Origin of the sequence: Azospirillum sp. BE72 (assembly GCF_031455875.1) — a bacterium.
Classification (GTDB): domain Bacteria; phylum Pseudomonadota; class Alphaproteobacteria; order Azospirillales; family Azospirillaceae; genus Azospirillum.
In genome coordinates this window covers 344947-371377 of record NZ_JAVDTO010000004.1, presented here as the reverse complement: position 1 = coordinate 371377, position 26431 = coordinate 344947, and the positions used below count along the sequence as shown (strand labels likewise).

At 68.6% G+C, this 26431-nt stretch carries 21 protein-coding genes; 11 read left to right on the top strand and 10 right to left on the bottom strand.

From position 1 onward, the window contains the following. Positions 1–143: 143 nt before the first annotated feature. From J2Y49_RS16080 to J2Y49_RS16070, 3 genes are all read left to right on the top strand, one after another. Positions 144–2642 carry a PAS domain-containing protein gene (locus J2Y49_RS16080; protein WP_310115867.1) on the top strand — a complete coding sequence of 833 codons (2499 nt, stop codon included), beginning with the start codon at positions 144–146 and terminating at the stop codon, positions 2640–2642. 106 nt (positions 2643–2748) lie between these two features. After that, positions 2749–3534, top strand: a complete 786-nt coding sequence (locus tag J2Y49_RS16075; protein ID WP_310115866.1) for a nucleotidyltransferase — start codon at positions 2749–2751, stop codon at positions 3532–3534. Further along, positions 3527–4246, top strand: a complete 720-nt coding sequence (locus J2Y49_RS16070) for a metallophosphoesterase (RefSeq protein ID WP_310115865.1) — start codon at positions 3527–3529, stop codon at positions 4244–4246. The genes J2Y49_RS16075 and J2Y49_RS16070 overlap by 8 nt, the downstream gene beginning before the upstream one ends. 129 nt (positions 4247–4375) lie before the next feature. Here the strand turns inward: J2Y49_RS16070 and J2Y49_RS16065 are convergent, their stop codons facing one another. Both J2Y49_RS16065 and J2Y49_RS16060 read right to left on the bottom strand, forming a co-directional pair. Then, positions 4376–4522 (bottom strand): hypothetical protein, encoded by a 147-nt coding sequence (locus J2Y49_RS16065; RefSeq protein WP_310115864.1) that lies wholly within the window; start codon positions 4520–4522, stop codon positions 4376–4378. Between the two features lie 331 nt (positions 4523–4853). After that, on the bottom strand, positions 4854–5306 hold the full coding sequence (locus tag J2Y49_RS16060; RefSeq protein WP_310115863.1) for a MaoC family dehydratase: 453 nt from the start codon (positions 5304–5306) through the stop codon (positions 4854–4856). 331 nt (positions 5307–5637) lie between these two features. Here J2Y49_RS16060 and J2Y49_RS16055 point away from each other — a divergent pair, with 331 nt between their 5' ends. From J2Y49_RS16055 to J2Y49_RS16020, 8 genes are all read left to right on the top strand, one after another. After that, on the top strand, positions 5638–6090 hold the full coding sequence (locus J2Y49_RS16055; protein ID WP_310115862.1) for a chemotaxis protein CheW: 453 nt from the start codon (positions 5638–5640) through the stop codon (positions 6088–6090). Further along, positions 6087–7493, top strand: a complete 1407-nt coding sequence (locus J2Y49_RS16050; RefSeq protein ID WP_310115861.1) for a protein-glutamate O-methyltransferase CheR — start codon at positions 6087–6089, stop codon at positions 7491–7493. The genes J2Y49_RS16055 and J2Y49_RS16050 overlap by 4 nt, the downstream gene beginning before the upstream one ends. After that, positions 7493–8101 (top strand): chemotaxis protein CheW, encoded by a 609-nt coding sequence (locus tag J2Y49_RS16045; protein WP_310115860.1) that lies wholly within the window; start codon positions 7493–7495, stop codon positions 8099–8101. Before J2Y49_RS16050 ends, J2Y49_RS16045 begins: the two co-directional genes overlap by 1 nt. 58 nt (positions 8102–8159) lie before the next feature. Beyond that, entirely contained in the window at positions 8160–9848 is a 1689-nt protein-coding gene (locus tag J2Y49_RS16040) for a methyl-accepting chemotaxis protein (protein WP_310115859.1), read from the top strand. A 229-nt stretch (positions 9849–10077) separates the two neighbouring features. Then, a complete protein-coding gene (locus J2Y49_RS16035; RefSeq protein WP_310115858.1) occupies positions 10078–12321 on the top strand; it encodes a response regulator in 2244 nt (747 codons plus the stop codon). A gap of 35 nt (positions 12322–12356) precedes the next feature. Further along, positions 12357–13436, top strand: coding sequence for a chemotaxis protein CheB (locus tag J2Y49_RS16030; RefSeq protein WP_310115857.1), 1080 nt, complete (start codon positions 12357–12359; stop codon positions 13434–13436). A 23-nt stretch (positions 13437–13459) separates the two neighbouring features. After that, positions 13460–14200 (top strand): response regulator transcription factor, encoded by a 741-nt coding sequence (locus J2Y49_RS16025; protein WP_310115856.1) that lies wholly within the window; start codon positions 13460–13462, stop codon positions 14198–14200. Between the two features lie 94 nt (positions 14201–14294). Beyond that, positions 14295–15962 carry a hybrid sensor histidine kinase/response regulator gene (locus J2Y49_RS16020; RefSeq protein ID WP_310115855.1) on the top strand — a complete coding sequence of 556 codons (1668 nt, stop codon included), beginning with the start codon at positions 14295–14297 and terminating at the stop codon, positions 15960–15962. On the opposite strand, the gene J2Y49_RS16015 is transcribed toward J2Y49_RS16020, so the two are convergent. The 8 genes from J2Y49_RS16015 to J2Y49_RS15980 form a co-directional block, all read right to left on the bottom strand. Beyond that, positions 15959–17017, bottom strand: a complete 1059-nt coding sequence (locus J2Y49_RS16015; protein ID WP_310115854.1) for an osmoprotectant NAGGN system M42 family peptidase — start codon at positions 17015–17017, stop codon at positions 15959–15961. The genes J2Y49_RS16020 and J2Y49_RS16015 overlap by 4 nt on opposite strands. 55 nt (positions 17018–17072) lie before the next feature. Then, positions 17073–18863 (bottom strand): N-acetylglutaminylglutamine synthetase, encoded by a 1791-nt coding sequence (gene ngg, locus J2Y49_RS16010; RefSeq protein ID WP_310115853.1) that lies wholly within the window; start codon positions 18861–18863, stop codon positions 17073–17075. A 121-nt stretch (positions 18864–18984) separates the two neighbouring features. Then, a complete protein-coding gene (locus J2Y49_RS16005) occupies positions 18985–20760 on the bottom strand; it encodes an N-acetylglutaminylglutamine amidotransferase (RefSeq protein WP_310115852.1) in 1776 nt (591 codons plus the stop codon). A 221-nt stretch (positions 20761–20981) separates the two neighbouring features. Further along, the gene (locus J2Y49_RS16000) at positions 20982–22448 is read right to left on the bottom strand and encodes a mechanosensitive ion channel family protein (protein ID WP_310115851.1); all 1467 of its coding nucleotides are present in this window, start codon (positions 22446–22448) and stop codon (positions 20982–20984) included. 110 nt (positions 22449–22558) lie between these two features. Then, positions 22559–23050 (bottom strand): BLUF domain-containing protein, encoded by a 492-nt coding sequence (locus J2Y49_RS15995; protein WP_310115850.1) that lies wholly within the window; start codon positions 23048–23050, stop codon positions 22559–22561. A 175-nt stretch (positions 23051–23225) separates the two neighbouring features. Further along, positions 23226–24980, bottom strand: coding sequence for a thiamine pyrophosphate-dependent enzyme (locus J2Y49_RS15990; protein ID WP_310115849.1), 1755 nt, complete (start codon positions 24978–24980; stop codon positions 23226–23228). 68 nt (positions 24981–25048) lie between these two features. Then, positions 25049–25762 carry an extensin family protein gene (locus J2Y49_RS15985; protein ID WP_310115848.1) on the bottom strand — a complete coding sequence of 238 codons (714 nt, stop codon included), beginning with the start codon at positions 25760–25762 and terminating at the stop codon, positions 25049–25051. A gap of 7 nt (positions 25763–25769) precedes the next feature. Further along, positions 25770–26264: a GFA family protein gene (locus J2Y49_RS15980; RefSeq protein WP_310115847.1), complete on the bottom strand. Its 495-nt coding sequence runs from the start codon at positions 26262–26264 to the stop codon at positions 25770–25772. Positions 26265–26431: the final 167 nt, after the last annotated feature.

The window sequence follows — 26431 nt, the reverse complement described above, 5'->3', positions numbered from 1 at the left end:
CAAGATCAGAATTGCCAGGCTCAAGGCCAAGCGGAAGCTTTGACGAGAAAGATGCACCCACATGGGATAGTGGAAAGTGCAAGCCGCTTGCTCAATTTCATGACATAGTGCTTCTCCATTGGCCCCGACCGGCGAGACCGCAGTTGACATCTTCCTTCGACCCCGTGGACGGCGAAAGCCAGCTCTCCGGGCATGATAGGGCCGCGCTGGCTTTCCTGACCGGTGGCGGGGCCGCCGGCAAACTCATTCTGGCGCAGGACTGGACGCACACCTCCCTGGGTCCGCCGGAGCGTTGGCCGCAGCCCCTCAAGACGATCGTCGGCGTCATGCTCGGCTCGAACCAGCCGATGTTCGTGGTCTGGGGGGCGGAGCGCACGCTGATCTACAACACGCCCTATGCCGAAATCCTCGCCAACAAGCATCCGCTGGCGATGGGACAGGATTTTCTCGACGTCTGGAGCGAGATACGCGGCAATCTAGAGGGTATCGTGGCCCAGGCATACCGCGGTGAACCGCTGCAGATGGACGACATCACACTGTTCATGGAGCGCCGCGGCTACCGGGAAGAAACCCATTTCTCCTTTTCCTACTCACCTCTCAGGGGCGATGTCGATTCGGTCGCCGGCCTGTTCTGTGCCTGCACCGAGATCACCGAACAGGTGATGGTGCAGCGCCGGCTGATGGAAAGCGAGGCCCGCGCCCGCGCCGACGCCCAGCGCGTGCAACTTGCCCTCGACGCGGGCGCGATCATCGGCACCTGGTTCTGGCATCTGCCGACCGACCATTTCACCGCGGACGAACAGTTCGCCCGCTCGTTCGGCCTGTCTTCGGAGGTCTGCAGCACAGGCCTCGGCATCGAACAGGTCGTCGCGACGGTCCATCCCGACGACATGCCCGGCCTGATGGCGGCAATCGCAGAGGTGATCGGGCGCGGCGGGGCTTATGCCCACCAGTACCGGGTGCGCCGCCACGACGGGCGTTACCATTGGATCGAAGCAAACGGCCGGGTCGAGCGTGCACCCGACGGCACGCCGCTGAACTTTCCGGGCGTCCTCATCGACGTGGAAAGCCGCCGGGCTGCGGAAGCGGCGCTGCGCGAAAGCGAGGAACGCTTCCGGGCCGCCGTTCAGGCCGTCAACGGCATCCTGTGGACCAACAACGCGCATGGCGAGATGCAGGGCGAACAGCCCGGCTGGTCCGCGCTCACCGGCCAGTCCCATGACGAGTACCGCGGCTATGGCTGGGCCCGGGCCGTTCACCCCGACGACGCCCAGGCGACCGTCGATGCCTGGAAAGCCGCGGTGGCGGAAGGGCGGACCTTCATCTTCGAGCATCGGGTGCGGCGTCATGACGGTGTCTGGCGCCGTTTCAGCATCCGCGCCATCCCGTTGATCGATGCCGGCGGAGCGATCCGCGAGTGGGTCGGCGTCCATACCGACGTGACCGAGCAGCGCGAGGCCGAGGCCGTTCTGGAACGCTCGCGCGAGGAACTGGAGCGGCTGGTCCAGGAGCGCACCGCCCAGCTGGTGCAGGCGCAGAAGATGGAGATCGTCGGGCAACTCAGCGGCGGCATGGCGCACGACTTCAACAACCTTCTCCAGGGAATCGGCGGCTGTCTCGCCGTGCTGGACAGGTATGTTCCCGACGGTTCGCCGCGCCGGCTTTTCGCCGCCGCGGAGGAGGCCATCACGCGCGGCGCCCAACTGACGCATTCGCTGCTCGCCTTCGCGCGGCGCCAGATGCTCACGCCCAAGCCGACACGGCTGCTTTCCCTCGTCGAGAGCATGCAGCCGTTGCTGGAACGCACGCTGGGCGGCCTGATCCACTTCGACATCGATGTGCCCGCGGACACGGCGCCGGTGATGGTCGACCCGGCACAGCTGGAGTCGGCGATCCTCAATCTCGCGATCAACGCCAGGGACGCGATGCCCCAGGGCGGGGTTCTGACGCTACGCACCGACAACGTAGCCATCGGGCGGCAGGGCGAAGCCGGACGCCCGGCGGAACTGGCGCCCGGCGATTATGTGGCGATCACCCTGGCCGATACCGGGACCGGCATGGACGAGCCGACGCTGGCCAGGGCCTTCGAACCCTTCTTCACCACCAAGGAAGTGGGCAGGGGTTCGGGCCTCGGCCTGTCGATGGTCTATGGAATGGTCGCCCAGTCCGGCGGCGGGGTGACGATGGCCAGCGAGGCCGGCAGGGGCACCTCGGTGACCATCTTCATTCCACGCGCCGTCGATGTCGAGACCACGGCACCGGCGCCGGCACCGGAAACGATGCCGGCAAGCCGCAAGGTCGTGCTGCTGGCCGACGACGACCATCTGGTCCGAACCGGCGCCTCGGCGGTTCTGGAGATGCTCGGCTACAACGTGCTCGCCGCCGCGAGCGGGGTCGAAGCGCTGCAGTTTCTTCAGGACGCGGAGGCGGTCGACGTCCTGATCACCGACTACGCCATGCCCGGAATGAGCGGCGTCGCCCTGATCCGGGAGACGCGGCGCCTGGCGCCGGAGCTGCCTGTCCTGCTCATCACCGGATATGCCGACAAGCCGGAGGGGATCGAGCATTGTGCGATTCTGCACAAGCCTTTCCGGCCACAGGCTCTCGCCGAGCAGCTCGCCTCCCTTCTGAGAGCGGGCTGACGGGACCACCGTACGCCACCCCTGCAACGCTTGCCCCCCTGCCCTGTTGTATCGGGGCAACGTGCCATGCCGGCGCGCAAAGCCGGTGCATTGGGGGGAGTGGTACATGAGCGAACTCCGTGAGGGCAGCGCCACCGTCTCCGCGGAGGCCGAAGCCTTCTATACCGAAAGCCTCAAGCTGCTGACCCAGTCGGGCATCCCGTTCCTCTTGGGCGGGACCTATGCGGTCAGCGCCTATACCGGGATCAACCGGCCGACCAAGGACATCGACGTCTTCTGCTGCGGTGGCGACTTCCCGCGCATCCTGGGTCACTTCCAGGACCATGGCTTCGGGACGGAGATCGAAGACGAACGCTGGATCGGCAAGGTCAAGCATGGCGACCTGTTCTTCGACGTCATCTTCAATTCGGCGGTCGCCATAAACCCGGTCAACGACCGCTGGTTCAAGGAAGAACATCGCGCGGTGATCTGCGGCGCCGATGTGCGGCTGGTGGCGCCGACGGAGATGATCTTCTCCAAATCCTTCGTCCAGATGCGTCACAAATACGATGGTCCGGACGTGGCGCACCTGATCCTGAAGCAGCACGACAAGGTCGACTGGAAAAGGCTGCTCGCCCATATGGAGCAATATTGGGAGGTGCTGCTGATCCACCTCCTGAACTTCCGGTTCATCTACCCGACCGAACGCGATTGCGTGCCCGACTGGCTGGTGGCGGAACTGCTCGAACGGATGCAGGAGCGCGCCAAGCTACCGGTCGCCCAGACCCGCATCTGCCGGGGCCGGCTGTTCTCGCGCGAGGATTACCTGATCGACGTCACCCAATGGGGCTTCGCCGACGTCGTCGGGGAGGAGGGCACGAAGGAGATCCCAAGGGAGAAGAAGAATGGATGAGCGCAGGCTGACCGTCGCCGCCATCGGCGACATTCATGTCGGGGAAACCACCCAGTACCCCTATCGCGAGCTGTTCCAGGAGATCGCCGGCAAGGCCGACGTGCTGGCGCTGTGCGGCGACCTGACCAACCACGGCAAGCCGCACGAGGCGGAAATCCTGGCCGATGCCCTGCGCGCCATCGGCATTCCCATCGTCGCGGTCTTCGGCAACCACGATTACGAATGCGGCCATCTGGAGGAGGTGCAGCACATCCTGACCCAGGCCGGCGTGCGTTTCCTCGATGGCGCGCCGCAGGAGATCGGCGGAGTGGGCTTCGCCGGGGTGAAGGGCTTCGGCGGCGGGTTCGGCAACCGGATGCTGGACAGCTTCGGCGAACCGGCGATCAAGCAGTTCGTCCATGAGGCGGTGAACGAGGCGATGCGGTTGGAAAGCGCGCTGCGCCAGTTGGATACCGAACGGGTGTTCGTGGTGCTGCACTATGCCCCCATCGCCGCGACGGTGGAAGGGGAGCCGACGGAGATCTTTCCGTTCCTGGGATCTTCGCGGCTGGCCGAGACCATCGACCGCTTCGACAATGTCCGCGCCATCGCCCACGGCCATGCCCATCACGGGACCTATTCGGGGAAGACGCTGCGCGGCACGCCGGTCTACAATGTGGCGCAGACCATCCCGAAGGAAACCGGCCGGCCATACGCGTTGATCGAGATTTGAATGATTCGGACCTTCGCTCCCCCTTGGGGATGGAGGCCAGGATCGGGGGGCCGGCGCCGCTGAACTGATGATTGCGGCGCTTCCCCCCTCCCCCGTCGTCCCCTCCGCCCGAGGCGGAGGGAGCGGGCATCAGCCCATAATGTTCTCGCCCAGCGGGCGGCGCGGCACATCGACACGCTGTTCGCGATCCTGCTTCGGCGGCTTGGTGACGCTGAAGCCGATGCCCGATAGCAGGAGGACGCCAAGCGAGGCGACTGTGACGATGTTGCAAAGCATGGTGACCAACCCTTTCCCAAACCTCTTGCGGCCACCCGACCGGGGTGGCCAGACCTTTTTTTCGCGGTCCCTGCGCAGTGGACGCGAGAACCCCGTCTTTTCTTCCGTCAGCTTTGCGGGGATGAAGGAAAATTAATCGTCCGCATTGCGGACTGCCTTTATTTCCAACATCTTGCCAGCGTGGACTGTGCGGAGCGGTCAGATAGTCCCGCACCTGCGAACTGGCAATGGAGGGGCTGCGGAAATCGGCGCAGCTCTGGTTAACAAAATTGTCATGGCAGAGCGCGGAGGTCGGTTTTTGGCCGGTCGGGACAGCATTGGGGAGAGGCGTTCAGACGGCGACCGTCCGGCCGGCCACGATGTGGTTCATGATGCAGGTCATCACCGGTTCCCCCCGCTGGTTCAACGTGGTGTAGGCCAGCCGCACGGTTCCGCGGTCGCCGCGGCGCGACGGGATCGTCTCCACCACCTCCACCCGGACGCGGATGGTGTCGCCAGGGCGCACCGGGCGCAGCCAGCGCAGCTCGTCCATGCCTGAGCCGCCCAGGCTGGTGCCGGTGATGATGCCGGTGTCGCGGATCAGGCGGAAGGTCAGCGACAGGGTGTGGAATCCGCTGGCGATCAGCCCCTGGAACGGGCCGTCGGCCGCAGCGACCGCATCCATATGGAAGGGCTGCGGATCGAAGCGCAGGGCGAAATCCATGATCTGGCTGTCGGTGAGGGTCGCCCCTTCCGATTCGATCACGTCGCCGATGCGGAAATCCTCGAAATGGCGGCCGGGCATCGTCTCGTCTCTCCCTTTGTCGTTGGTTCGGCTGATCTTTGCCGGCTTTTCGGCATGGCGGAAGACAGTAGACCGGCAAAGCACTCAGGCAAAGGTCCCGAATCCGGCGGGCCGGGCATAGATCGTCCGGCGTAAACCTTTGGCGTAATTCGCATTCCAGTCGTGATCGGGCATGTTCCCGGTCGGATTCCAGACCATCGACGGACGGATGTCACCGCACCCCACGCACAGCCTCTCCCAAAGCACCACCCACGGCCCTTCCGCGCCATCGCCCTTCCGTTGCGTCGTGTTCTCGGTTGCCGGTCAAGCGCTGGCGCTGCCGGTGGACTCCGTGCGGCGTTTTCTGCCGTTGCCGCGGCTCGACCGCCTGCCCACCGCGCCGCAGCCGGTCGAGGGGGTGTTCCGTTATCATGGGGAGGTTGTGCCGGTCCTGCGCCTGGGCGTTCTGCTGGATCTCGTCGTGGACGGGGCGGCGGGCGGCGGCGAAACGGGGCTTTACGCGCCGCTGATCCTGATCACCTGGCAGGGGCGTCCGACCGCGCTGCTGGTCGATCAGGTCCATGGCGACGTGGCGTTGCCGGCGGAGGAGCGCTTGGCCTCCGATCCGTCGCTGTCCTTCAACGGCTGTGCGGCCGGTGCCTTCCCGGACCGGGTGACCGGGCGCGCCGGCACCGTGACGCTGCTCGACCCCGACCGGCTGCTGAGCGAGGCGGAGGGCCGGCTGCTCGACGCCTTCCGGGCGGCGGAGGAACGGCGGCTGGCCCGCTGGGAGGGTGCGGCATGACACCGGCCAATCCCGCCGCCACCGCGGCCGCAGCCATCGAGGCGATCCGCCGCGACCCGCATTTCCCGCGCCTGAAGGCGATGGTGATCGACGCCACCGGGCTCGCCTATTACGCCGACAAGGATTCCGCCTTCGCCGAGCGGATCAACCGCCGCCTGCCCTTCGGCCGGATCACGACCGTCGCCGGCTATCTGGCGGCCTTGGAGGCGCAGGGACCGGGCGGGCCGGAGTATCAGGGGCTGATCAACGAGCTGGCGGTGGGGGAGACCTTCTTCTTCCGCTACATCGAGCAGTTCGACGCATTGCGCGCCGTTGCCATTCCGGAGTGCATCCGCCGCAACCAGACGACGCGGCTGCTGCGGATCTGGAGCGCGGGCTGTTCCATCGGGCCGGAAGCCTACACGATGGAAATCCTGCTGAAGCAGCATTTCGCCGACCAGCTGGAAGGCTGGCAGGTCCACATCGTCGGCACCGACATCAACGGCGCCTTCCTGGAGCAGGCCCGCCGCGGCACCTATGGCGACTGGGCGGTCCGCGGCCTGTCGCCGGAGACGCTGGAGGCCTGCTTCGACCGCCAGGACAAGCTGTGGTCGGTGAAGCCGAAGTACCGGCAATGGACCAGCTTCATGCCGTTCAATCTGGTGGAAGGAGCCATCCCGTCCTATCCCCACGGCATCGGGCATTTCGACATCATCCTCTGCCGCAACGTCATGATCTATTTCGACGAGGCGACGCGGCACCGTCTGCTGGCGAACCTGCACAACGCGCTGGCCGACGGCGGATGGCTGGTGGTCGGCCATGCCGAGGCCGGACCGCAGATGAACGAACTGTTCATCCCGGTTTCGGTCCCCGGCGCGACGCTCTACCGCAAGCAGGGCGACCGGGCCGCACCGGCGCCCGTCGCCACGCCGAGCCCGTCCCCCGCCGCACCGGCGCCGATGCCGGCCGTCAAGCCGCGGCGCATGGCGGCGGCCAAGCCCACGGCGAAGGCGCAGCCCAAGGCGGCCCCCCCGCCCGCGGCACCGAATCCGCCGAATCCGTCGGAGAGCAACGAGCGCTCTTCCCTGCTGGAAGCCTGTCTGGCGCGGGTGGAGGCCAACCGGATGGACCCCGCGGCCCATTACCAGCTGGGGCTGGTCGAGGAGGATCTGGGCGTCGGCGATCCGGTCGCGGCCTTCAAGCGGGCGCTGTATCTCGACCCGCGTTTCGTGCTGGCCGACTATCATCTGGCGCTGGCCTATTGGCGCCGTGGCAGGCTGGTCCCGGCGCAGCGCCATTTCCGCAACGCCCGCGAAGCGCTGGAGAGCCTTGCCGACGACGAGGCGGTGGCGGAGGGCGGCGGACTGACCGTGCAGGAGCTGCGCGGGATGCTCGACCTCTGGCTGACCGGTGAGGAGGGCTGATGAACCGGGATCCTTCCCAAGGGCGGGAAACAGACAGCTCCATCGACTGGCAGGAGGTGCGCGAGAGGCTGGCGCACCGCAACGCCGTCCTGGCGCAGACCTTCGCCGGCCGCGGCCCCTGGGCCGACGCCATGCTGGACCGCCGCGCCGCGGAACTCGCCGAACCACCGCCCGCCTTCGACCGGGAAAGCGCAGGCATCCCCATGCTGGTCGCGCGCGGAGCCGAGACGCTGTACGGGATGGAGCTGCGCCATCTCGGCCAGATCGTCCCGATGCCGCGGCTGGCCCGCGTGCCGGGGGCGCCGCACGCCGTGCTGGGGGTGATCGCCGTCGCCGGCCGGGTGATGCGGCTGTTCGACGTCGACCGGCTGTGCGGGAACGGTCGGGGCACCGGGACCGACGCGGAACAGCCCGGCTATGCCGTGGTCCTGCGCACCGGCGGCGGCCGTCCGGCGGCGCTGCGGCTGAGGGAAGTGGAGCGGGTGGCCGACATCGTCCCGCCGCGCACCCCCGCTCCGGCGGAGGCCGGGCCGCTGGTCCGGGCGATCGCCGGGGACCGCATGGCGATCCTCGACATGGCGGCATTGCTCGACGCCGTGAAGACCTGAACCCTGCCGTCAAGAACGATCCATCTGCATTTGAGCCGACCGGGGCTGGAGTCCGAGAATGAACATCAAAGTCGCGCACAAGCTGGTCCTGGGGTTCGGCGTGGTCTGCGTCCTGACCGCGCTGCTGGCGCTGTACCAGATGGCGCGTTTCTCCGACGCGCTGACCGTCATCATGGCGGTGTCCAGCTACGACACCGAAGCCGCCAACCTGGTGACCGACGTCGGCAACCTGCAGGCGGAGCTGCGCAGCACGCGCGAGACCGCGCTGAACGCCGTCAGCGTCGCCAATGCGGAAGGGAGGGTCGCGGACATTCCGGCCATCATGGTTCCGTTGCACCGGCAGTATGACGTGGTCGGGACGAAGCTGCGCGACACGCTGGGCCGGCTGCGCGCGATGGTGGCGGAACGCTCCTCCTACAGCGTGACCGACAACCGCCGCAAGGGCTGGGTCGAGCTGGACACCGCGGTCACCGAGATGAGCCGCGCCATCACCGCGGTGGGCGAGGAGGCGCGCACCATCTACACCATGCTGGAACGCAACCAGGTGCCAGAAGCGCTGCAGCGCCGCCAGCGGGTGGACGAGCTGCGCAAGAACATGGAGGCGCGCATCGCCGCCGCCCAGAGCGCCATCGACCGGCTGACGGAGACCGGCCGCGAGGACATCCGGGCGATCTACAACTCGGCAATCCAGTCGTCGATCATCGCGCTGGTCATCGTCTTCCTGATCGCGGTGGGGGTGGCCTATCTGATCGGCAGCTCCATCACCCGCCGGCTCGGCCGCGCCATCGATTTCGTCACCAGGATTGGCCACGGCGACCTGACGCAGGAGGTCACGATCCCCGGCAAGGACGAGCTGGCCGTCCTGGGCCGGCACCTGAACGAGATGGCCGGCCGGCTGAAGTCGATGGCCCGCACCACCCGCGAGACCGCCGAGAGCGTCCACGCCGCCACCGCGCAGATCCGCGCCTCGACCCAGCAGCAGTCGGCCAGCGTCGCCGAACAGCTGGCTGCGGTGGAGCAGACCACGGCCACCCTGTCGGAAATCACGGAATCCGGCGCCCAGATCAACCGCCGCGCCCAGGACGTCGCCCATGGCGCCCAGACGGTGGCGACCTCCAGCCATTCCGGCATGAAGGCGGTCGACGACACCATCCAGGCGATGGACGCCATCCGCGAACAGGCCGAGGCGGTGGCCGAGAACATCGTCATGCTGTCGGAACGCACCCAGGCGATCGGCGAGATCATCGTGACGGTGAACGACATCGCCGAGCGCTGCCACCTGCTGGCGCTGAACGCCGCCATCGAGGCGGCGGCGGCCGGCGAGCATGGCCGCACCTTCTCCATCGTGGCCGGCGAGATCAAGAGCCTGGCCGACCAGTCGAAGGAGGCGACGGCCCAGGTCCGCTCCAACCTGTCGGAGATCCAGCACGGCATCAACGCCTCGGTCATGCTGACGGAGGAGGCGGTGAAGCGCGTCGCCGCCGGCAAGCGCCAGACCGACGCCACCCAGTCCACCATCCGCACCATGGCCGAGAACATCCAGGAGAGCGTGCTGGCCTTCCAGCAGATCGTCGCCGGCACCAACCAGCAGCAGATCGGCCTGGAACAGGTGATCCAGGCGCTGCAGAACATCCGCGAGGCCAGCAGCCAGACCGCCGCCGGAACCCGCCAGTTGGAAGGCGCCGCCGCCAACCTGAACAACCTCGGCCAGGGGCTGGTCGAGGCGGTGCGGAACTACCGGGTGTGATGCGGGTGTTCTTTTCCCCCGCACCCTATCAAGGCATCGCACTCGGCGATGATCACCCTCTCCCGTCCCGGGAGAGGGAGGGGACCCACGCCGCAGGCGTGGGGAGGGTGAGGGGTCGCGCAAGGAACCCGAACCGCATGGTTCCTTGGAATACCCCTCACCCTTCCCATGCTTTGCATGTGCCCCTTCCCTCTCCCGGGGCGGGAGAGGGAGCCACCCGGAGCGCCTGATGGACATCCGCCAGCGCCTGCTCGCCGCGTTCGAGCTTGAGCACAAGGATCATCTCGCGGTGATCCGCGCCGGGCTGCGCGAGGCCGAGGCGACGGGGGAGGCGCCGGACCTCGTCGACATCCACCGGCGCGCCCACAGCCTGAAGGGCGCCGCCCGCGCCGTCGACCTGCCGGAGGTGGAGGCGATCTCCCACCGTCTGGAAGCCGCCTTCATTGCGGTGCAGAAAGGCGAAACGGAACTGGACGCCGCCGCCATCGCCGTGGTGCGCCGGGCGCTGGACGCCATCGAGGATCTGGTCGCCTGGTCGCTGCAGGGCGGAGAGGAGGTAGAGATCGCCGGCGTGCTGGCCGATCTCGACGGTCTGGCCGGTGGCCGGAACGGCGAACCCCCGCCGCCGGCCCGAAGCACGGCGGCACCGGTGCGCCCGGCACGGGCGGAACGCCGGGCGCCGCGGCCGCGCGCCGAGGCGGTCGACGCCGACTCCGCGGCGTTGGTCCGCATCGCGGCGCAAGGGCTGGAGCGGCTGTCGGAGACCGCGTCGGCCCTGCTGCCGGAGGTGGAGGCCCAGGCCGGGCTGGGCGAGGAATTGCGGGCGATGCGCCGGGAATGGCGGGCGCTGGACCGGGCGTGGCGCCATCTGCGGGGGCAGATCGGGCGCGGCGCCCAGGTAGACAAGGATGCGGATGCGCTGGACGGGCGCGGCGCCCTGCCGGCGCTGATGGCGTTCGAACGGCGCTTCCGCGCGCTGGGCGGGGCGTTGGATTCCGCGCATCGCAGCCATGACCGGCTGCTGTGGTCGATGCGGCGCTGGGGCGGCGGCTTCCAGCAGGACATGCGGCGCCTGCGCATGCTGCCGGCGGAAAACCAGCTGAGCGGGCTGGGCCGCATGGTGCGCGACATCAGCCGGGCCGAGGGCAAGGAGGTCGAGGTCGACGTCCGCGGGCTGGAGGTGGAGGCCGACCGCGCCGTCCTGCAACGGCTGAAGGACCCGATCCTGCACATCGCGCGGAACGCCATCAGCCACGGCATCGAGACGCCGGCGGAGCGGCTGGCGCTGGGCAAGCGGCCGGCCGCCCGCGTGACCATCGCGGCGTCGGTGGAGGGCTCGCGCCTGCGCCTGCGCATCGAGGATGACGGGCGGGGGCTGGACCGCGGCGCGATCCTGCGCAAGGCGGCGGAGCGCGGGCTGATCGACGCCGACGAGCTGTCGTCGGGCGAGGAGATGCCGCTCGAACGGCTGACCGAATTCCTGTTCCAGTCCGGCTTCTCCACCGCCGCCCGCACCACCGAACTGGCCGGGCGCGGCATGGGGCTGGCCATCGCCCGGCGGGAGGTGGAGCGGCTGCAGGGCAACCTGACCATCGCCGACCGGCCGGACGGCGGCACCGCCGTCACCATCGAGGTTCCGCTGAGCCTGTTGAGCCAGCGGCTGGTCTTCGTCGCCGTGCAGGACCAGATCCTGGCGATCCCGTCGGCCGACGTGGTCCGGCTGCGCACCACCACCGCGGAATCCCTGTTCTCCGGCGTCGGCACCCCGATGATCCGCATCGGCGAGGAGGAAATCCCCGTCACCTCGCTGGCGGCACTGCTGGGCATGGAGGCGCCGGTGGTGCCGAGCGCCGAACGGTCGCTGTCGCTGGTGGTGGTGCGGGCGGCGGACCGGCGACTGGCGCTGGCGGTCGACCGCTTCGTCGCCACGCGCGAGACGGTGGTGACCGCGGCGGATGAGATCGGGCTCGATTCCGGGCGCTATCTCGGCACCGCGCTGATGGACGATGGCGGGCCGGCGCTGGTGCTGAACATTCCCGGCCTGATGCCGCTGCCCGGCAGCGTCCTGCCCGCCCCGGCCCGCCCTGCGGAGGAGGCCACCCCTGCCCGCGCGCATATCCTGGTTGTCGATGACAGCATCACCACCCGCACGCTGGAAAAGAGCATCCTCGAAGCCCATGGTTATCGGGTGACGCTGTGCGTGGACGGGCGCGAGGCCCTGGAGCGCCTGTCGGAAGGGATGGAGGTTGGCCTGATCATCAGTGACGTCGAGATGCCGCGCATGGACGGTTTCGCCCTGTTGCAGGCGGTGAAGGCGGACAAGCGTCTGGCGGAGATCCCGGTGATCCTCGTCACCTCGCGCGCCAGCGACGAGGACCGCGAACGCGGCCTGCGGCTGGGCGCCGACGCCTACATCGTCAAGACGCGCTTCGACCAGAACGAGCTTCTGGCCGGCATCCGGCGGCTGCTGTGAGCGGGCCGGAGAAAGCGGGCTCCCGACGCATCCGTGTGCTGGTGGTCGAGGACAGCCCCGTCATCCAGCAGCTGCTCAGCCACGTCATCGGCGCCGACCCGCGGCTGGAGGTGGCAGGCATCGCATCCAGCGGCGAGCAGGCGCTGCGGATGATCGAGCGGGCGGCGCCCGACGTGGTGTCGCTCGACATCCGCCTGCCGGGCATCGACGGGTTCGAGGTGACCAGCCGCATCATGCGGCAGAACCCGCTGCCGATCGTGGTGGTGGCGTCGGACGTGCGCGACCTCGACATCCCCATGCGGGCGCTGCAGGCCGGCGCGCTGGCGGTGGTGGAGAAGCCGGGCAGCGTGGCGCGCGCCGATTACCAGACGGTGGCGCACCATCTCTGCACCCAGCTGGTCATCATGAGCCAGGTGAAGGTGATCCGCCACCGCATCACCGCCCGGCCGCCGCGGCCGGCCACCGGTGCCGCCCCGTCCGATGGCGCCGCCGACGGCGGGCTCCCCGAGGCGGCGGTGACGGCCGACGGGCGCCCGCGGCGATTCCGGGCGGTCGGGCTGGTCGCCTCCACCGGCGGGCCGGCGGCGCTGGCGCGCATCCTGAAGGACTTGCCGCCGGGCTTTCCGTTGCCGGTCTTCGTGGTCCAGCATATGGGCGCCCCCTTCATGGCCGGCTTCGCCAACTGGCTGGGCACCGTTTCTCCCCTGCCGGTGAAGCTGGGCGAAGCGGGGCTGGTCCCACGGCCCGGCACCGTCTATGTGGCGCCCGGCGACCGCCACATGCTGGTGGAAGGCGGCACCATCCGCCTGTCCGACGACCCGCTGGTCTGCGGCCAGCGCCCGTCCGGCGAGGAGCTGTTCCGGTCGATGGCGCGCGCCCATGGCGCGTCCGGAATCGGCGTGCTGCTGACCGGCATGGGCGAGGACGGCGCGCGGGGATTGGTGGACATGCATAAGGTTGGGGCCTACACCATTGCCGAACACGCCTCCACGGCAGTGATCCACAGCATGCCCGGCACCGCGGTGCGGCTGGGCGGTGCGGTTGAGGAACTGCCTCTCGACCGGGTGGCCGGACGGCTGCTGCAACTGACCTCCGACGATATGATGGCGTCATGAACGGACTCCGCACCTTGGTTGTCATGGGTTCCCAGACGCAGGGGCTTCTGCTGAAGCTGCTGCTGGAGGAACGCGGCGTGGAGACCGTCTGCGTCGACGGGGTGGAACCGGCCCTGGCCGAGATCGCCGGCAGGCCGCAGGATCTGCTGATCGTCGAGGGCGAGCTTGCCGGCCCGACCGGTCTGGCGGAACTGCGGGCGCGCAGCGATGCCGCCGTGCTGGTGCTCGGCCGCGGCGACGGCGAGCATGACCCGTCCGACCCCAAGGCGGTGGTGGACGATGCCTGCGCCGTGCTGGAGCGGCGCAGCGCGCCCCCGACCGTGCCGGAGATTTTCCGCCGCGCCCGCATCCTGATCGTCGATGACAGCGCGACCTACCGCGAATTCCTGCGCGCCGAGCTGGAGCAGGAAGGCTGCACCGTCACCGCCGCCCGCAATGCCGACGAGGCGGTGGCGGCGCTCTCCGGCGGCGGGCTGGACTGCGTCATCCTGGACCTGGTGATGCCGGGAACCAGCGGCACGCAGCTCTGCGAAAGATTCGACAGGTTCCGGCGCCAGCGCGGCCTGTTCTTCCAGATCGTCATCCTGACCAGCCAGGACGACGAAGAGCAATTGATGATCAGCCTGAATGCCGGCGCCGATGATTTCGTTGGAAAGGCACAGGAAATGGATGTCCTGAAGGTCCGCCTGATGGCGCTTCTGCGGCGGAAATATTTTGTTGAGGACCATCTGATGCGGTTGCCGCGGCCTTCACCATCCGCATAGGAGGGAGTAGAGCCATCGTGTGATTTCACAAGTCCGATCGTCCGATTATTCTCTGCGGGCTTTTCGAAACTGTCCGACGGTCGAGCCGGCGCCCATGGCGATCAGCCTCAAGCCCTTCCACGGGACCTCGATCCCCAAAGATACCGACGCGAAAGACACCGACGCGATGCCCCGATCCTCGGCCAACCCAATGTCACCGACCGATCAGCGTTACCGGGAGTGTCTGGACAATGCACGGCGCGTCTGCGCCGCCGGCACGGTCCCGACCATGCTGGTGATCGGCGGGCCGGAGATGGCTGCCGTCCGCTGCAACGAGCCGCTGGCCGCCCTGCTGAACCGCCCGCGCGCCGCCACCCGCGACGAGAGCGGCCCCAGCCTGCTGCCCGGCGGCTGGACGGCGGTTGCCGACGCGCTGCGCCCGCTCTATGTGGACGAAGGGGATCCGACGGCGGCCGGCCGGCCGGAATCGTCGCTGCTGAACCTGCCGACCAACCCGCCGCTGAGCCTGCGCGCCGCGCCGCTGCTGGTCGACGGGCATGTGGTGGGAGTGCTGGCCTCGGCGACGCTGGACGGCGCCATCGCGCAGATGGCCGAGACCATGCGGGCGGAGGTGGCGCGGACCACCGCGGCGCGTTCCCGCTTCCTCGCCTCGGCCAGCCATGACCTGCGCCAGCCCTTCCAGGCGATGCGGCTGTTCCTCGACGCGCTGACCAGCCAGGTCGACGGCAATGCGCGGGCGACCCGCACCGCCGGGATGCTGGCCAACGCCATGACGGCGGGCGAGCAACTGCTGAATGCCCTGCTGGACATCTCCACACTGGACGCCGGAACGGTGGAGCCAGACCTCCAGCCGGTTTCGGTGGATGGTCTGCTGCAGTCGCTGGCCGAGGAATTCCGCCCGCAGGCGGAGGAGAAGGGCCTGCGCCTGCGCGTCCATGTGCCGGATGTGGCGGGCGGAGCGGTCACCCGCAGCGACCCGATCCTGCTGAGCCGCATCGTCCGCAACCTGCTGGCCAACGCCATCCGCTACACCCAGCGCGGCGGCATCCTGCTGGGCCTGCGCAAGCGTGACGGGCAGTGGCGGATCGAGGTGTGGGACACCGGCTTCGGCATCCCGCAGGACAAACTGGACGTCATCTTCGACGAGTTCCACCAACTGACCAACCCCAGCCGCGACCCGACCCGCGGCCTGGGCCTGGGCCTGGCCATCGTGCGGCGGCTGTCGGTATTGCTGCAGGCACCGATCGAGGTGCAGTCGCGGTCGGGGCGCGGGTCGGTCTTCGCCGTCACCGTGAACCGGCTGGAGGGCGAGGCGCCGGCCGACACCCCGACGGTCGGGGGGCACGTCGACGGCGGCCCGTCGGGGGTGCCGCTGGACGGAATGCGCATCCTGGTGGTGGACGACGACAGCATGGTGCTGTCCGGCCTGCTGCTGACTCTGGAAAGCTGGGGCTGCACCTTCGTCTCCGCATCGAACATGCGCGAGGTCTTCGCGGCGGTCGATGGGCTGGAGGGACCGCCCGACGCCATTCTGACCGACCTGCGCCTGCCGGGAAAGGTGTCCGGCTTCGACGTGATCGACCGCGTGCGCAAGCTGTTCAAGGCCGACATCCCCGCCGTGGTGCTGACCGGCGAGACCGCGCCGGAATCCCTGCTGGAGGGCCAGCGCCGCGGCTGCGCCTTCCTGCACAAGCCGCTGCACCCCGGCGAACTGCGCCGGGTTCTGGAGGAGGTGCGGCGGGACGGGAAGACGGCCTGCTAATCCCGCGGCGGGCTCTGCATGTACAGCACCAGCAGCCGCACGAGGCTCTCCAGCGCGTCGGCATGGATGCGCTCGTAGCCGTGCGAGGCGTCGATGCCGAAGCAGACCAGCGCCGTGCGGATGTCGTTGCCAGCCTCGATGGCGGACGCGCTGTCGCAGCGGTAATAGCGGAAGACGTCGCGCTGGTGCGGGATGTTCTGCGCCTGACATAAGGTCAGCAGCGAGTGGGTCAGCGCCATGTCGAAGGGGCCGGTGCTGTCGGCCATGGCGATGGTGACGCCGAATTCGCTGCTGTTCTGGCCGGGGGCGGTGGTGCCGTTGTCGATGGTCACCATCTCCGCCACGTCCTGGTGCAGGATCGACGAGGCGCCGGACCCGACCTCTTCGGAAATCGTGAACAGCAGGTGGCAGTCCACCGGCAGGGCGGCTCCGGCCTCCACCACCGCCTTGGCCGCGCCCAGCATCACCGCCACGCCCGCCTTGTCGTCGAGATGGCGGGAGACGATGTAGCCGTTCTCCAGGAATTCCGGCTGCGGGTCGATGGCGACGAAATCGCCGATGTTGAAGCCGCGCTCCTCCAGATCGCGCCGGTTGGCGACGGGTACGTCGACGCGCAGTTCCACCTGCTGCCAGTTGACCGGCTGGGTATCGACCTCCTTGTTGAAGGTGTGTCCCGACGCCTTCAGCGGCAGGATGGTGCCGCGCCAGGGGCCGCGGTCGGTCAGCACGGTGCAGCGCGCGCCCTCGGCGAAGCGGGACGACCAGTGGCCGATGGGGACCAGTTCCATCCGGCCATTGTCCTTCAGCATCTTCACCTGGGCGCCCAGCGTGTCGACATGGGCGACCAGCGCCCGATCCGGGCTGCCCCGCACGCCCTTCAGGTCGGCGCGGATGGCGCCGCGACGGGTCAGCTCGTAGGAGATGCCCATCCGCTCCAGCTCGGCGCAGCACAGCCGGACCACGTCGGTGGTGTAGCCGGTCGGGCTGGGCGTGGTCAGCAGCCGGTAGAGGATGTCGGTGACATAGCCCATGTCGATGGGCAGCGGCACGGCCATGGTTGGATTTTCCTCCTGCTGAGGCGCCTGCACTGGCCCCCACCTAACCTCCCCCTCAGAACACTCCCCGCGTCTGCGGGAACAGCAGGTCGACGAAGCGTTCCGCCGTCGGCTGCGGTTCGTGGTTGGCGAGGCCGGGGCGCTCGTTCGCCTCGATGAAGACGTAGCCCGGCCGGTCCGGCGCCTCGACCAGCAGGTCGAACCCCACCACCGGGATGTCCAGCGCGCGGGCGGCGACGGTCGCCACCTCCACCAGTTCGGGATGCAGGCTGTCGGTCACGTCGTGGATGGTGCCGCCGGTGTGCAGGTTGGCGGTCTTGCGCACCGGCAGAACCTCCCCCGCCGGCAGCACGTCGTCCAGCGACTTGCCGGCGGCGGCAAGGCAGCGTTCGGTCTCGGCGTCCAGCGGGATGTGGCTCTCCCCGCCGGTGGCGGCGGCTCGGCGGCGGCTCTGCGCCTCGATCAGCTCGCGGACGCTGTGGGTGCCATCGCCCATGACCTCGGCCGGGCGGCGCACCGCGGCAGCGACCACCTTCTTATCGATGACGACGATGCGCAGATCCTGCCCTTCGCAGAACTGCTCCAGCAGCACGGTGTCGCAATGCTGGCGGGCCGACGCGACGGCACGCTCCATCGTTTCGGCATCGCGCACGTCCACGGTGATGCCGCGGCCCTGCTCGCCACGGGCCGGCTTCACCACGATGCGGCCATGCGTCTCCAGGAAGGCGGCGTTCTCCGCAGGCTCCCCCGCCACCGCCTGGGCGGGGACATTCAGGCAGGCGCGCTCCAGCACGCGCCGCGTCACCGCCTTGTCGTCGCAGCGGCTCATGGCGACGGCGGTGGTCAGCTCGCTGAGGGATTCGCGGCAGACCACGCTGCGCCCGCCCCAGGTCAGGCAGAAATAGCCGGCCTCCGCGTCCAGCACGTCGACACCGATGCCGCGCCGCCGCGCCTCGTTGACGATGATGGTGGCGTAGGGGTTCAGCCGCTCGCCGGGCTGCGGTCCGGTGAACAGCCGCTCGTTGATCGGGTTCTTGGTCTTCAGTGCGAAGGCCGGGATGCGGCGGAAATTCAGCTTCTCATACAGCGCGATGGCGTTCTCGTTGTCGTGCAGCACCGACAGGTCGAGGAAGGCGCGGCCGCGTGCCTGGACATGCTCCGCCACCGTGCGGACCAGCGTCTCGCCGATGCCCGGAAATGAGGCCTGCGGATCGACCGCCAGGCACCAGAGCGAACTGCCGTTCTCCGGATCGGCGAAGGCATGGCCATGGTCGACCGCCGTGACCGAGCCGATCACCTCGCCGGTGGCGTCGTCGCAGGCGACGAAATGGGTCAGCACCCGGCTGTTGCGCGTCGCGACCAGGAAGGAGGCGGAAACCGGCACCATCCGCCGCCGGGCATAGATGCGCTGCACGCCTTCCGCATCCTCGCGCGTGCGCAGGCGGCGGACGCTGTAGCCCTTGGGCCGGCGCCGCGACGGGCGGTAGTCGGTCAGCCAGAGCCGGAAGGTGTGGGAGGGATCGAGGAACAGCTCCTGCGGGGCGCGGGACAGGGCGACATGCGGGTCCTGCAGGTAGAAGACGATGTCGCGGGTGCCCGGCGCCTCCTGCCGCAGGGTGTCGATCATGCGGTCGAGATCGTCGAAGGTGTGGGCGAAGATCAGCCGGCCCCAGCCGCAATCGACCACCACGTCGGCGCGCGGCGCCTCGGCCACCGCGCCCTGCCCGGCCGCTTGCCCGGCCCCCTGCCCGGCCGCCGGCGGGCGGCCGGTGTAGCGCCGGGTGTGGCGCAGGCTGGCGCTGGCGGCGCGCTCCAGCCGGTGCGGTTTCACTCGGGCGTAGCTCATGGGGTCCCCCTGATCGTCGGATGCGGCTCCATGTTCGGAAAACATCCCGGAATGCGGATCGGTCCCGCGCCCGGATGCCCCGGCGGAGCGCTTGTTTGGTATGGAATGGCCGGATGGGCTGTCAGAAGCCCTGTTCCTGGAACCAGAATTCCAGCAGCGCCACCTGCCACAGCTTCGACCCGCGCAAGGGCGTGATGTGGCGTTCCGGGTCGGCCAGCAGCCGGTCCAGATAGTCGCGCCGGAACAGGCCGCGTTCGCGCGCCGCAGGGGCGCTCAGCACGTCGCGCACCAGCTCCAGGAAGGGACCGCGCAGGTATTTCAGCGCCGGTACCGGGAAATAGCCCTTCGGCCGGTCGATCACCTCGGCCGGGACGACGCGGCGGGCCGCCTCCTTCAGGACGTATTTGCCGCCCTCGGCCAGCTTCATTTCGGCCGGGATCCGGGCGGCCAGCTCCACCAGCTCGTAATCGAGGAAGGGCACGCGCGCTTCCAGCCCGGCGGCCATCGTCATGTTGTCGACCCGCTTCACCGGGTCGTCCACCAGCATCACCGTGGTGTCGAGCCGCAACGCCTTGTCCACCGCCCGCTCGGCGCCGGGCATGGCGAACTGACGCTCCAGCCAGCGGCGGGAATGGTCCTCGCCGAGGAAGCGCGGGTCCAGCGCGTCGACCATCTCCGCATGGTCGCGGTCGAAGAAGACGCGGGCATAATCGCCGACGGCGTCGCTGCTTTCCAGCAGCGGCGGGTACCAGTGATAGCCGCCGAACACCTCGTCGGCGCCCTGGCCCGACTGCACCACCTTCACCTGCTTCGCCACCTCCTGCGACAGCAGGAAGAAGCCGATGTTGTCGTGGCTGACCATCGGCTCCGACATGGCGCGCACGCAGTCGCGCAACTCGGGCAGGGCACGGGCGGAATCGACGAAGATGCGGTTGTGGTCGGTGCCGAAATGTCGGGCGACGATGTCGGAATACTGGAACTCGTCGCCGCGCTCGTCCCCCACCGTCTCGAAACCGATGGAGAAGGTCTTCAGCCCGCTCTGCCCGTTCTCGGCCAGCAGCGCCGTGATGAGGGAGCTGTCCAGCCCGCCCGACAGCAGCACGCCGACCGGCACGTCGGCGACCAGCCGGCGGCGGACGGCGCGGGTCAGCGTCTCCAGCACCAGTTCGCGCCAGTCGGCGAAGTCGCGGCCCTCGTCGCCGGCCTGCGGCCCGAAATTCAGCGACCAGTAATTGGTCTCGCGGCGGGTGCCGTCCGGCTCGACGATCAGGGTGGTGGCGGGGGGAAGCTTGCGCACGCCCTTCAGGATGGTGTGCGGCGCCGGAACGACGGCGTGGAAGCTCATGTAATGGTGCAGCGCCACCGGATCGATGTCGGTTTCGATGCCGCCTGACGCCACCAGGGCCGGCAGGGAGGAGGCGAAGCGCAATCCACCCGGAATGTCGGCGAGGTAGAGCGGCTTGATGCCCAGGCGGTCGCGGCCCAGCACGACGCGTCCGCTGTCGCGCTCGTGGATGGCGAAGGCGAACATGCCGTTCATGCGCTTGACGAAATCCGGCCCCCAGGCGTGATAGGCCTTGATCAGGACCTCGGTGTCGCCGTCGGAGAAGAAGCTGTAACCAAGCCCGGCCAGTTCCTCGCGCAGTTCGCGGTGATTGTAGATGCAGCCGTTGAAGACGATGGCGAGGCCGAGGGCGGAGTCCACCATCGGCTGTTGCGATGCCTCGCTGAGGTCGATGATCTTCAACCGGCGATGGCCGAAGGCGACGCGGCCATGGGCGAACAGGCCATGGCCGTCCGGCCCGCGCGCCTCCAGCCGGTCGCACATGGCCTGGACCGCAGCCGTGCTGGCCGCCTCGCCGGTCTTGAAACGTATCTCGCCACTCAGTCCGCACATCGGCTGTCGAGCCTCCTCGTTGGTTCAGGACGAAGGGGCGCTCGACCCGCAAGAAGGGCCAAACACCGGGGGCGCCGGCTGCGGAATGCGGCCGCCACCCGTTGGGAGCGTTCGTGGATGCCGGCCCTTCTCCCGCTCGATGCACCACCGGCACCCGCGCGGCATAACGGTTGGCGGCGCCCAAGGTTCCCCGGCGGCGGCGTTTTGGGGATGGCTTCCCTTCAAAGTTTGAAGAAATTGCGCAGGCGGGCCAGCAGCGCCTGCGATTCCGCCGGCGGAGGCGGGGCGACGCCCTGCTGGCGGTTGCGCTGGACGGTGTTGCGGGACTGGCGGTCGGCCATCAGGTCGGCCAGCCGCTCGGCCAATTGCGGACGCTGGCGCAGCACGGGGTCGAGATGGCTGCGCGCCAGCTCGTACACCACAGCGTCGGTGCAGGCGACGACCGAGGCGCTGCGCGGCTGGCCGGTCAGCAGCGACATCTCGCCGAACAGGTCGCCCGGCCGCAGGCGGGTCAGGTGGATCACGCCCGGATGCTGGCCGTCATCGGAGTCGGCAGGGCCGTCGGCGGCCGGAGCGGCGACCTCGACGTCGAACGCACCCTCCGCGATCACGAACAGCGATTCCCCGGCCTCGCCCTGGCGGACGGCGGAGGTGCCGGCCGGGAGTTGGACCTCGCGCATTGCTTCGGCCAGCGCCCCCAGTTCCTCGTCGTCGAAGGCGTCGAACAGTTGCAGTTGACGCAGCAGGTTGTGCCGCAACAAGTCGGTATCCGCATGGACGGGCTGGTGCTCGCGAACCTCCTGCTTCGGACAGGCAGGCCCGATCCCGGCGCGGGCGAGGTTGCCCATCACCGCCGTCAGCACGGCATCCCGCACCAGCGCCACCCGACCGCCGTCGTCGGCCCAGAAGCGGGCCTGATAGGAGATGCCGTTGGGCGTCACCGCCTCGACGATCACGTCGGGACGCGGGGTGGGCAGAACGCCGTCGGCGCAGAGCATGGCGGACAGCAGGATGCGCTTTGCGCGCTCCACCGGAACGTCATGGTCAAGCAGGATCGGCACGGAAGCGCGGAAGGCCGGGCTGGGACGGCTGAAATTGACGAAGCGGCTGCCGGCGACGATGCCGTTCGGCACGATGACGGCGGTGCCGTCGCCGGCGATCAGGCGCGTGGCGCGCCAGTTGATCTCGTCGACCCGGCCGGCCACGCCGGGCGACAGTTCCAGCCAGTCACCGATATGATAGGGGTGCTCGACGTTCAGTGCGATGCCGGCGAAGATGTCGGCAATGATATTGCGGAGCGCGAAGCCAAGCACGGCAATGGCGACGCCGGAGGTCGCCAGCAGCCCGGTCACCGGCTGTTCCAGCACGAAGGCCAGGATCGCCAGCACCGCGACGCCATAGACGAAGAAGCGCAGCAGATCGGCCAGCAGCCGTGGGAAGCGGGGCGGCCGGGGCGTGCCATCAGGATTGGTGCCGCCATTTCCGGCCGCCAGCAGGTCGATCAGGCGCGCGCCGCCCCAGGCGGCTATCAACCAAGCGGCCGATGCGACGGCGATGTCGAGTCCGTTGCTGAGCGATCGGCCGACGACGGGCTCCAGATGGCCGTGCAGCCAGGGTTTGGCTGCGACCAGGGCGGCCAGCAGGGCAAGCAGCAGGGCGGGGATGGACAGACGCCGCAAGGCGTTCATCGGACGGGGTTCTCCTCGGCAGCCGGCCACCCTTGGCCGGGCGAGGTGCGACGATGGCACAAACACGCGCCATCCCGTCAAGCAAGCAATCGCTTCAGAGACTTGTGTGTTCAGACACCGACCGGCTGCCGGACCGGTCGGGACAGCCCCATCACGAAGTCGCCGATCACCGGGTCGGCCCCCGCGACCTTGCCGGCGAAGGCATAGGCGCGGCACAGCACGGCGAGGGCGGTTTCCGGATCGCAACTCCTGCGCCGGAACGCCTGGGCGTCGCGCAGGGGGGCGAATTCGTCGTCCCAGAAATCCGGGTCGTCCAACGGTCCGAAGTTCATCGCCCAGAACCCGAAGGAACGCTCCGGCCGTTCCCAGCGGCCGAGCACGGCGAGGTTGCGGTGCCGCGTGTCGCTGGAGATGCGGGCGAACAACGTACCGATGGCGTCCGCCTCCCCCTCCAGCACTTGAAGGAAGGTGCCTTCATGCTCGATCAGGAAGCCGGTGACGCCCAGACGCCGATTGTTTGAAGAACTTCGCACACAAATGTCTGCCAGCGCCGAAAACGGCAGCAAAGCGACGGCATCGCTGCGATAGAGAAGAGTGAGCATCGGTTCCCTCCACCTCTTGCCCCACCTTACGGCAATAATGATGAGGAAACTGACAATCAGTAACCCTTTCTTTCGTCGATTCAGTGTCGCACCCGGCGGACATATCCGGGATGGCGGTGAGGCGGATTGCCGCCCACCGTCAGGCCGGGGTTGACACAGATCGGAGGATTTCCCCTCAAATGATCTCCCGCGCGCGGTCCTTGAACACCGTGGCGGCGATCTTCAGCGCGTCGGGGGTGCCGCGGGCCAGCGCCTCGGCGAAATGGGCGGCCTGCTTGGCCTTCACCTTGGGCGGCATCGGCGGCTCGTTGGTGTCCACGAGGCAATCGACCACCACGGGGCCGGGATGGGCCAGGGCGGCGTCCAGGATGGCGCCGCAATCCTTGGGGTCGCGGATGGTGAAGCCCTTGCCGCCGCAGGCCTCCGCCACCTTGGCGAAGTCGATGGGGTGCAGGTCGCAGACATATTCGGGATTGCCCAGCATCGCCATCTGCTCCCACTTGATCTGGCCGAGCGAGCTGTTGTTGTTGATGATGACCTTGACCGGCAGATCGTACTTCACCGCCGTCACGAAATCGGCCATCAGCATCGAGAATCCGCCGTCGCCGACATAGGCGATCACCTGCCGGTCCGGATAGGCAATCTGCGCGGCGATGGCATAGGGCAGCCCCGGCGCCATTGTGGCGAGGTTGCCGGACAGCGAATGCATCTGACCGCGCTTCACCGGGATCTGGCGCGCCCACCATGTGGCGATGGTTCCGCTGTCGCAGGCGACGATGGCGGTGTCGGTCAGCCGCTTGCCCAGCTCCCAGGCCGCCACCTGCGGCTTCATCGGCATGTCCTGGCGGGTGCCGCGTTCCCCCATCAGGCGCATCCACTCCGCCTTGCCGGCCTGCGCCTTCTCCAGGAAGCTGCGGTCATCGTGACGCTGCACCCGCTCGGTCAGGATGTCCAGCGCCAGCCGGCAATCGCCGACCAGCCCGGCCTCCACCGGGTAACGCAGGCCGATGCGGGCGGCGTCGATGTCGATCTGGATGCCGCGGGCCTGATCCGGCTTCGGGTAGTATTCGATGTAGGGGAAGGTGGAACCGGCGATCAGCAGCGTGTCGCAGGTCTCCAGCGCGGTCTGCGACGGCTCGGTGCCCAGCAGGCCAACCGATCCGGTGGTGTAGGGGCTGTCGTCCGGCACCGCCGCCTTGCCGAGCAGCGCCTTGACGATCACCGCCCCGGTCTTCTCCGCAAGCCGTTCCAGCTGGTCCGTGGCGTTCAGCGCGCCTTGGCCGGCCAGGATGACGATGCGCTTGCCGGCGTCCATGATCTCCACCGCGCGCCGCATCTCGGCCTCAGACGGAACCGGCAATTCGGGGGCGAACAGGGCGGTGTTGTGGCCCTTGACGTTGCGCGGCGCCCGCATGTCGTCGCCGGCCGCCTGATCCTGCAGATCGACCGGGATGGTGATGTGGGCGACGCCGCGATGGGCCAGCGCCGTGCGGCAGGCCAATGTCGCGATGTTGCGGACATGGGCGGCGCCCATGATGCGCTGGTTGAAGACCGACACGTCCTGGAACACCTTGTCCAGTTCCACGTCCTGCTGGGTGTGGGTGCCGACGAGGTCGTGATATTGCAGCCCGGTGATCGCCAGAACCGGCTGGTGGTCCAGCTTGGCGTCGTAGAGGCCGTTCAGCAGATGAAGTCCGCCGGGGCCGGAGGTGGCGAGGCAGACGCCCAGCCTCCCGGTGAACTTGGCATAGCCGCAGGCGGCGAGGGCGGCGGCCTCCTCGTGCCGGACCTGGATGAAGCGGATCTCGTCCTTGCGCTGGCGCAGCGCCTCCACCACGCCGTTGATGCCGTCGCCGGGAATGCCGAAGATGGTGTCGACTCCCCAATCCACCAGGACGTCCACCAGGATGTCGGCTGCCGTGCGTGCCATGGGTCTACTTCCTCGCCGGGTTCGTGTCGTCTTGAGCCCAGCAACAGGAGGCTTCCCGGGCGGTTCCCTCACCGGCAGGTGCTGAAGGCGCCCATGTCCAGGTGGAAGTGGTTGCGGTGCGCCTCGTTGTAGTCGGGACCCAGCACCACGTCGAAGAAGCGGCAGGCGCCGTCGCGCACGTCGCGCAGGAAAGCGGCCTTGCGGTCGTCGCCGGTCTTCTTCCAGTCGTTCAGAACGCTGATCCGTGTGCCGTCGGCCAGAACGAAGGCGCCGAGGTCGATGGCGTTGGCGCTGGCATGCTCGCTGCGCCGCCCCTCCGCCCGGCCATAGACGTTGCGGCAGGCGTAGGTGCCGAGATGCTCGACACGCGCCACCTTCTGGCCGAAATGCGTTTGCGCCGCCGGCTGCAGGGCGTTCGCCTCGAACAGGGTCCAGGCGGCGGCGAGCCCGCAGGTGGCGAGAAAACCGCTGCTGAAGGCGAGGTCGGAACGCGAAACGCGCACCACCCCCTGCAAGGCGCAATTCTCGCCGGAGTCGCGGTCGAGCACAGAAGCGAAATGCAGGCCCGTGTTGCCCAACGCCGCCCTGCACTGCTCCGGGTCGCGCTCCAACCGCGACAGCTTGAATCCGGTCAGCCAGTCCGGCTCCGCCCGCAGGTCGAGCGGCGCCCAGGGATCGTAGCGCGGCGGCACGGCGATCAGCCCGCCCCACACCCCGGCCGCCGCCCCGGCCAGCGCCAGCAGGACCAGCAGCGCCAGCCATCGCAGCAGCCTTGCCATCATGGATCGTCTAGCGGTCCAGCAGCCCGTGGCGCCGGTGCCAATCCTCCAGCGATTCCTCCGGATACCGGGCGAAATGCACGTCGTTCGGGCCGCTGGGCACCTCCACCCAGGGCGCCTTGAAGTCCAGCATGATGTGCACCCGCTCCGGCGGGGTCGGCAGCGGCGTGTCGATGGCCGAGGCGAAGGGGTGGACCAGTTCCGGCCAGGCCGGGTCCTCCGCCCACAGCGCAGTGCCGCAGTGCTTGCAGAAATGGCGGTGCGACGGGCCGAGGTGGGTATGGCCCGGATGGTCGGGATCGTCGATGGGCGCGCGCCACATCTCCACGGCCTCGCGTCCCTCCACCTCCAGCGTGTCGGCATCGCCGCCCAGGTTGATGGCGTAACCGCCGCCACCGGCGCTCTTGCGGCAGATCGTGCAGTAGCAGTGCATGTAGGGCACCGGCGTCGGCGAGTTCAGCGTGAAGCGGACGGCACCGCAACGGCAGGAACCGGAGAGTTTCATGGCAGGGGGTCTCCAGGAATCTATGCCCTCTCCCGTCCCGGGAGAGGGAGGGGACCCACCGAAGGTGGGGAGGGTGAGGGGAAATCCAAGAATCCCGGACCGCATGGTTCCTTGGATCACCCCTCACCCTTCCCATGCTTTGCATGGGCCCCGAAGTCGCTCGCAGG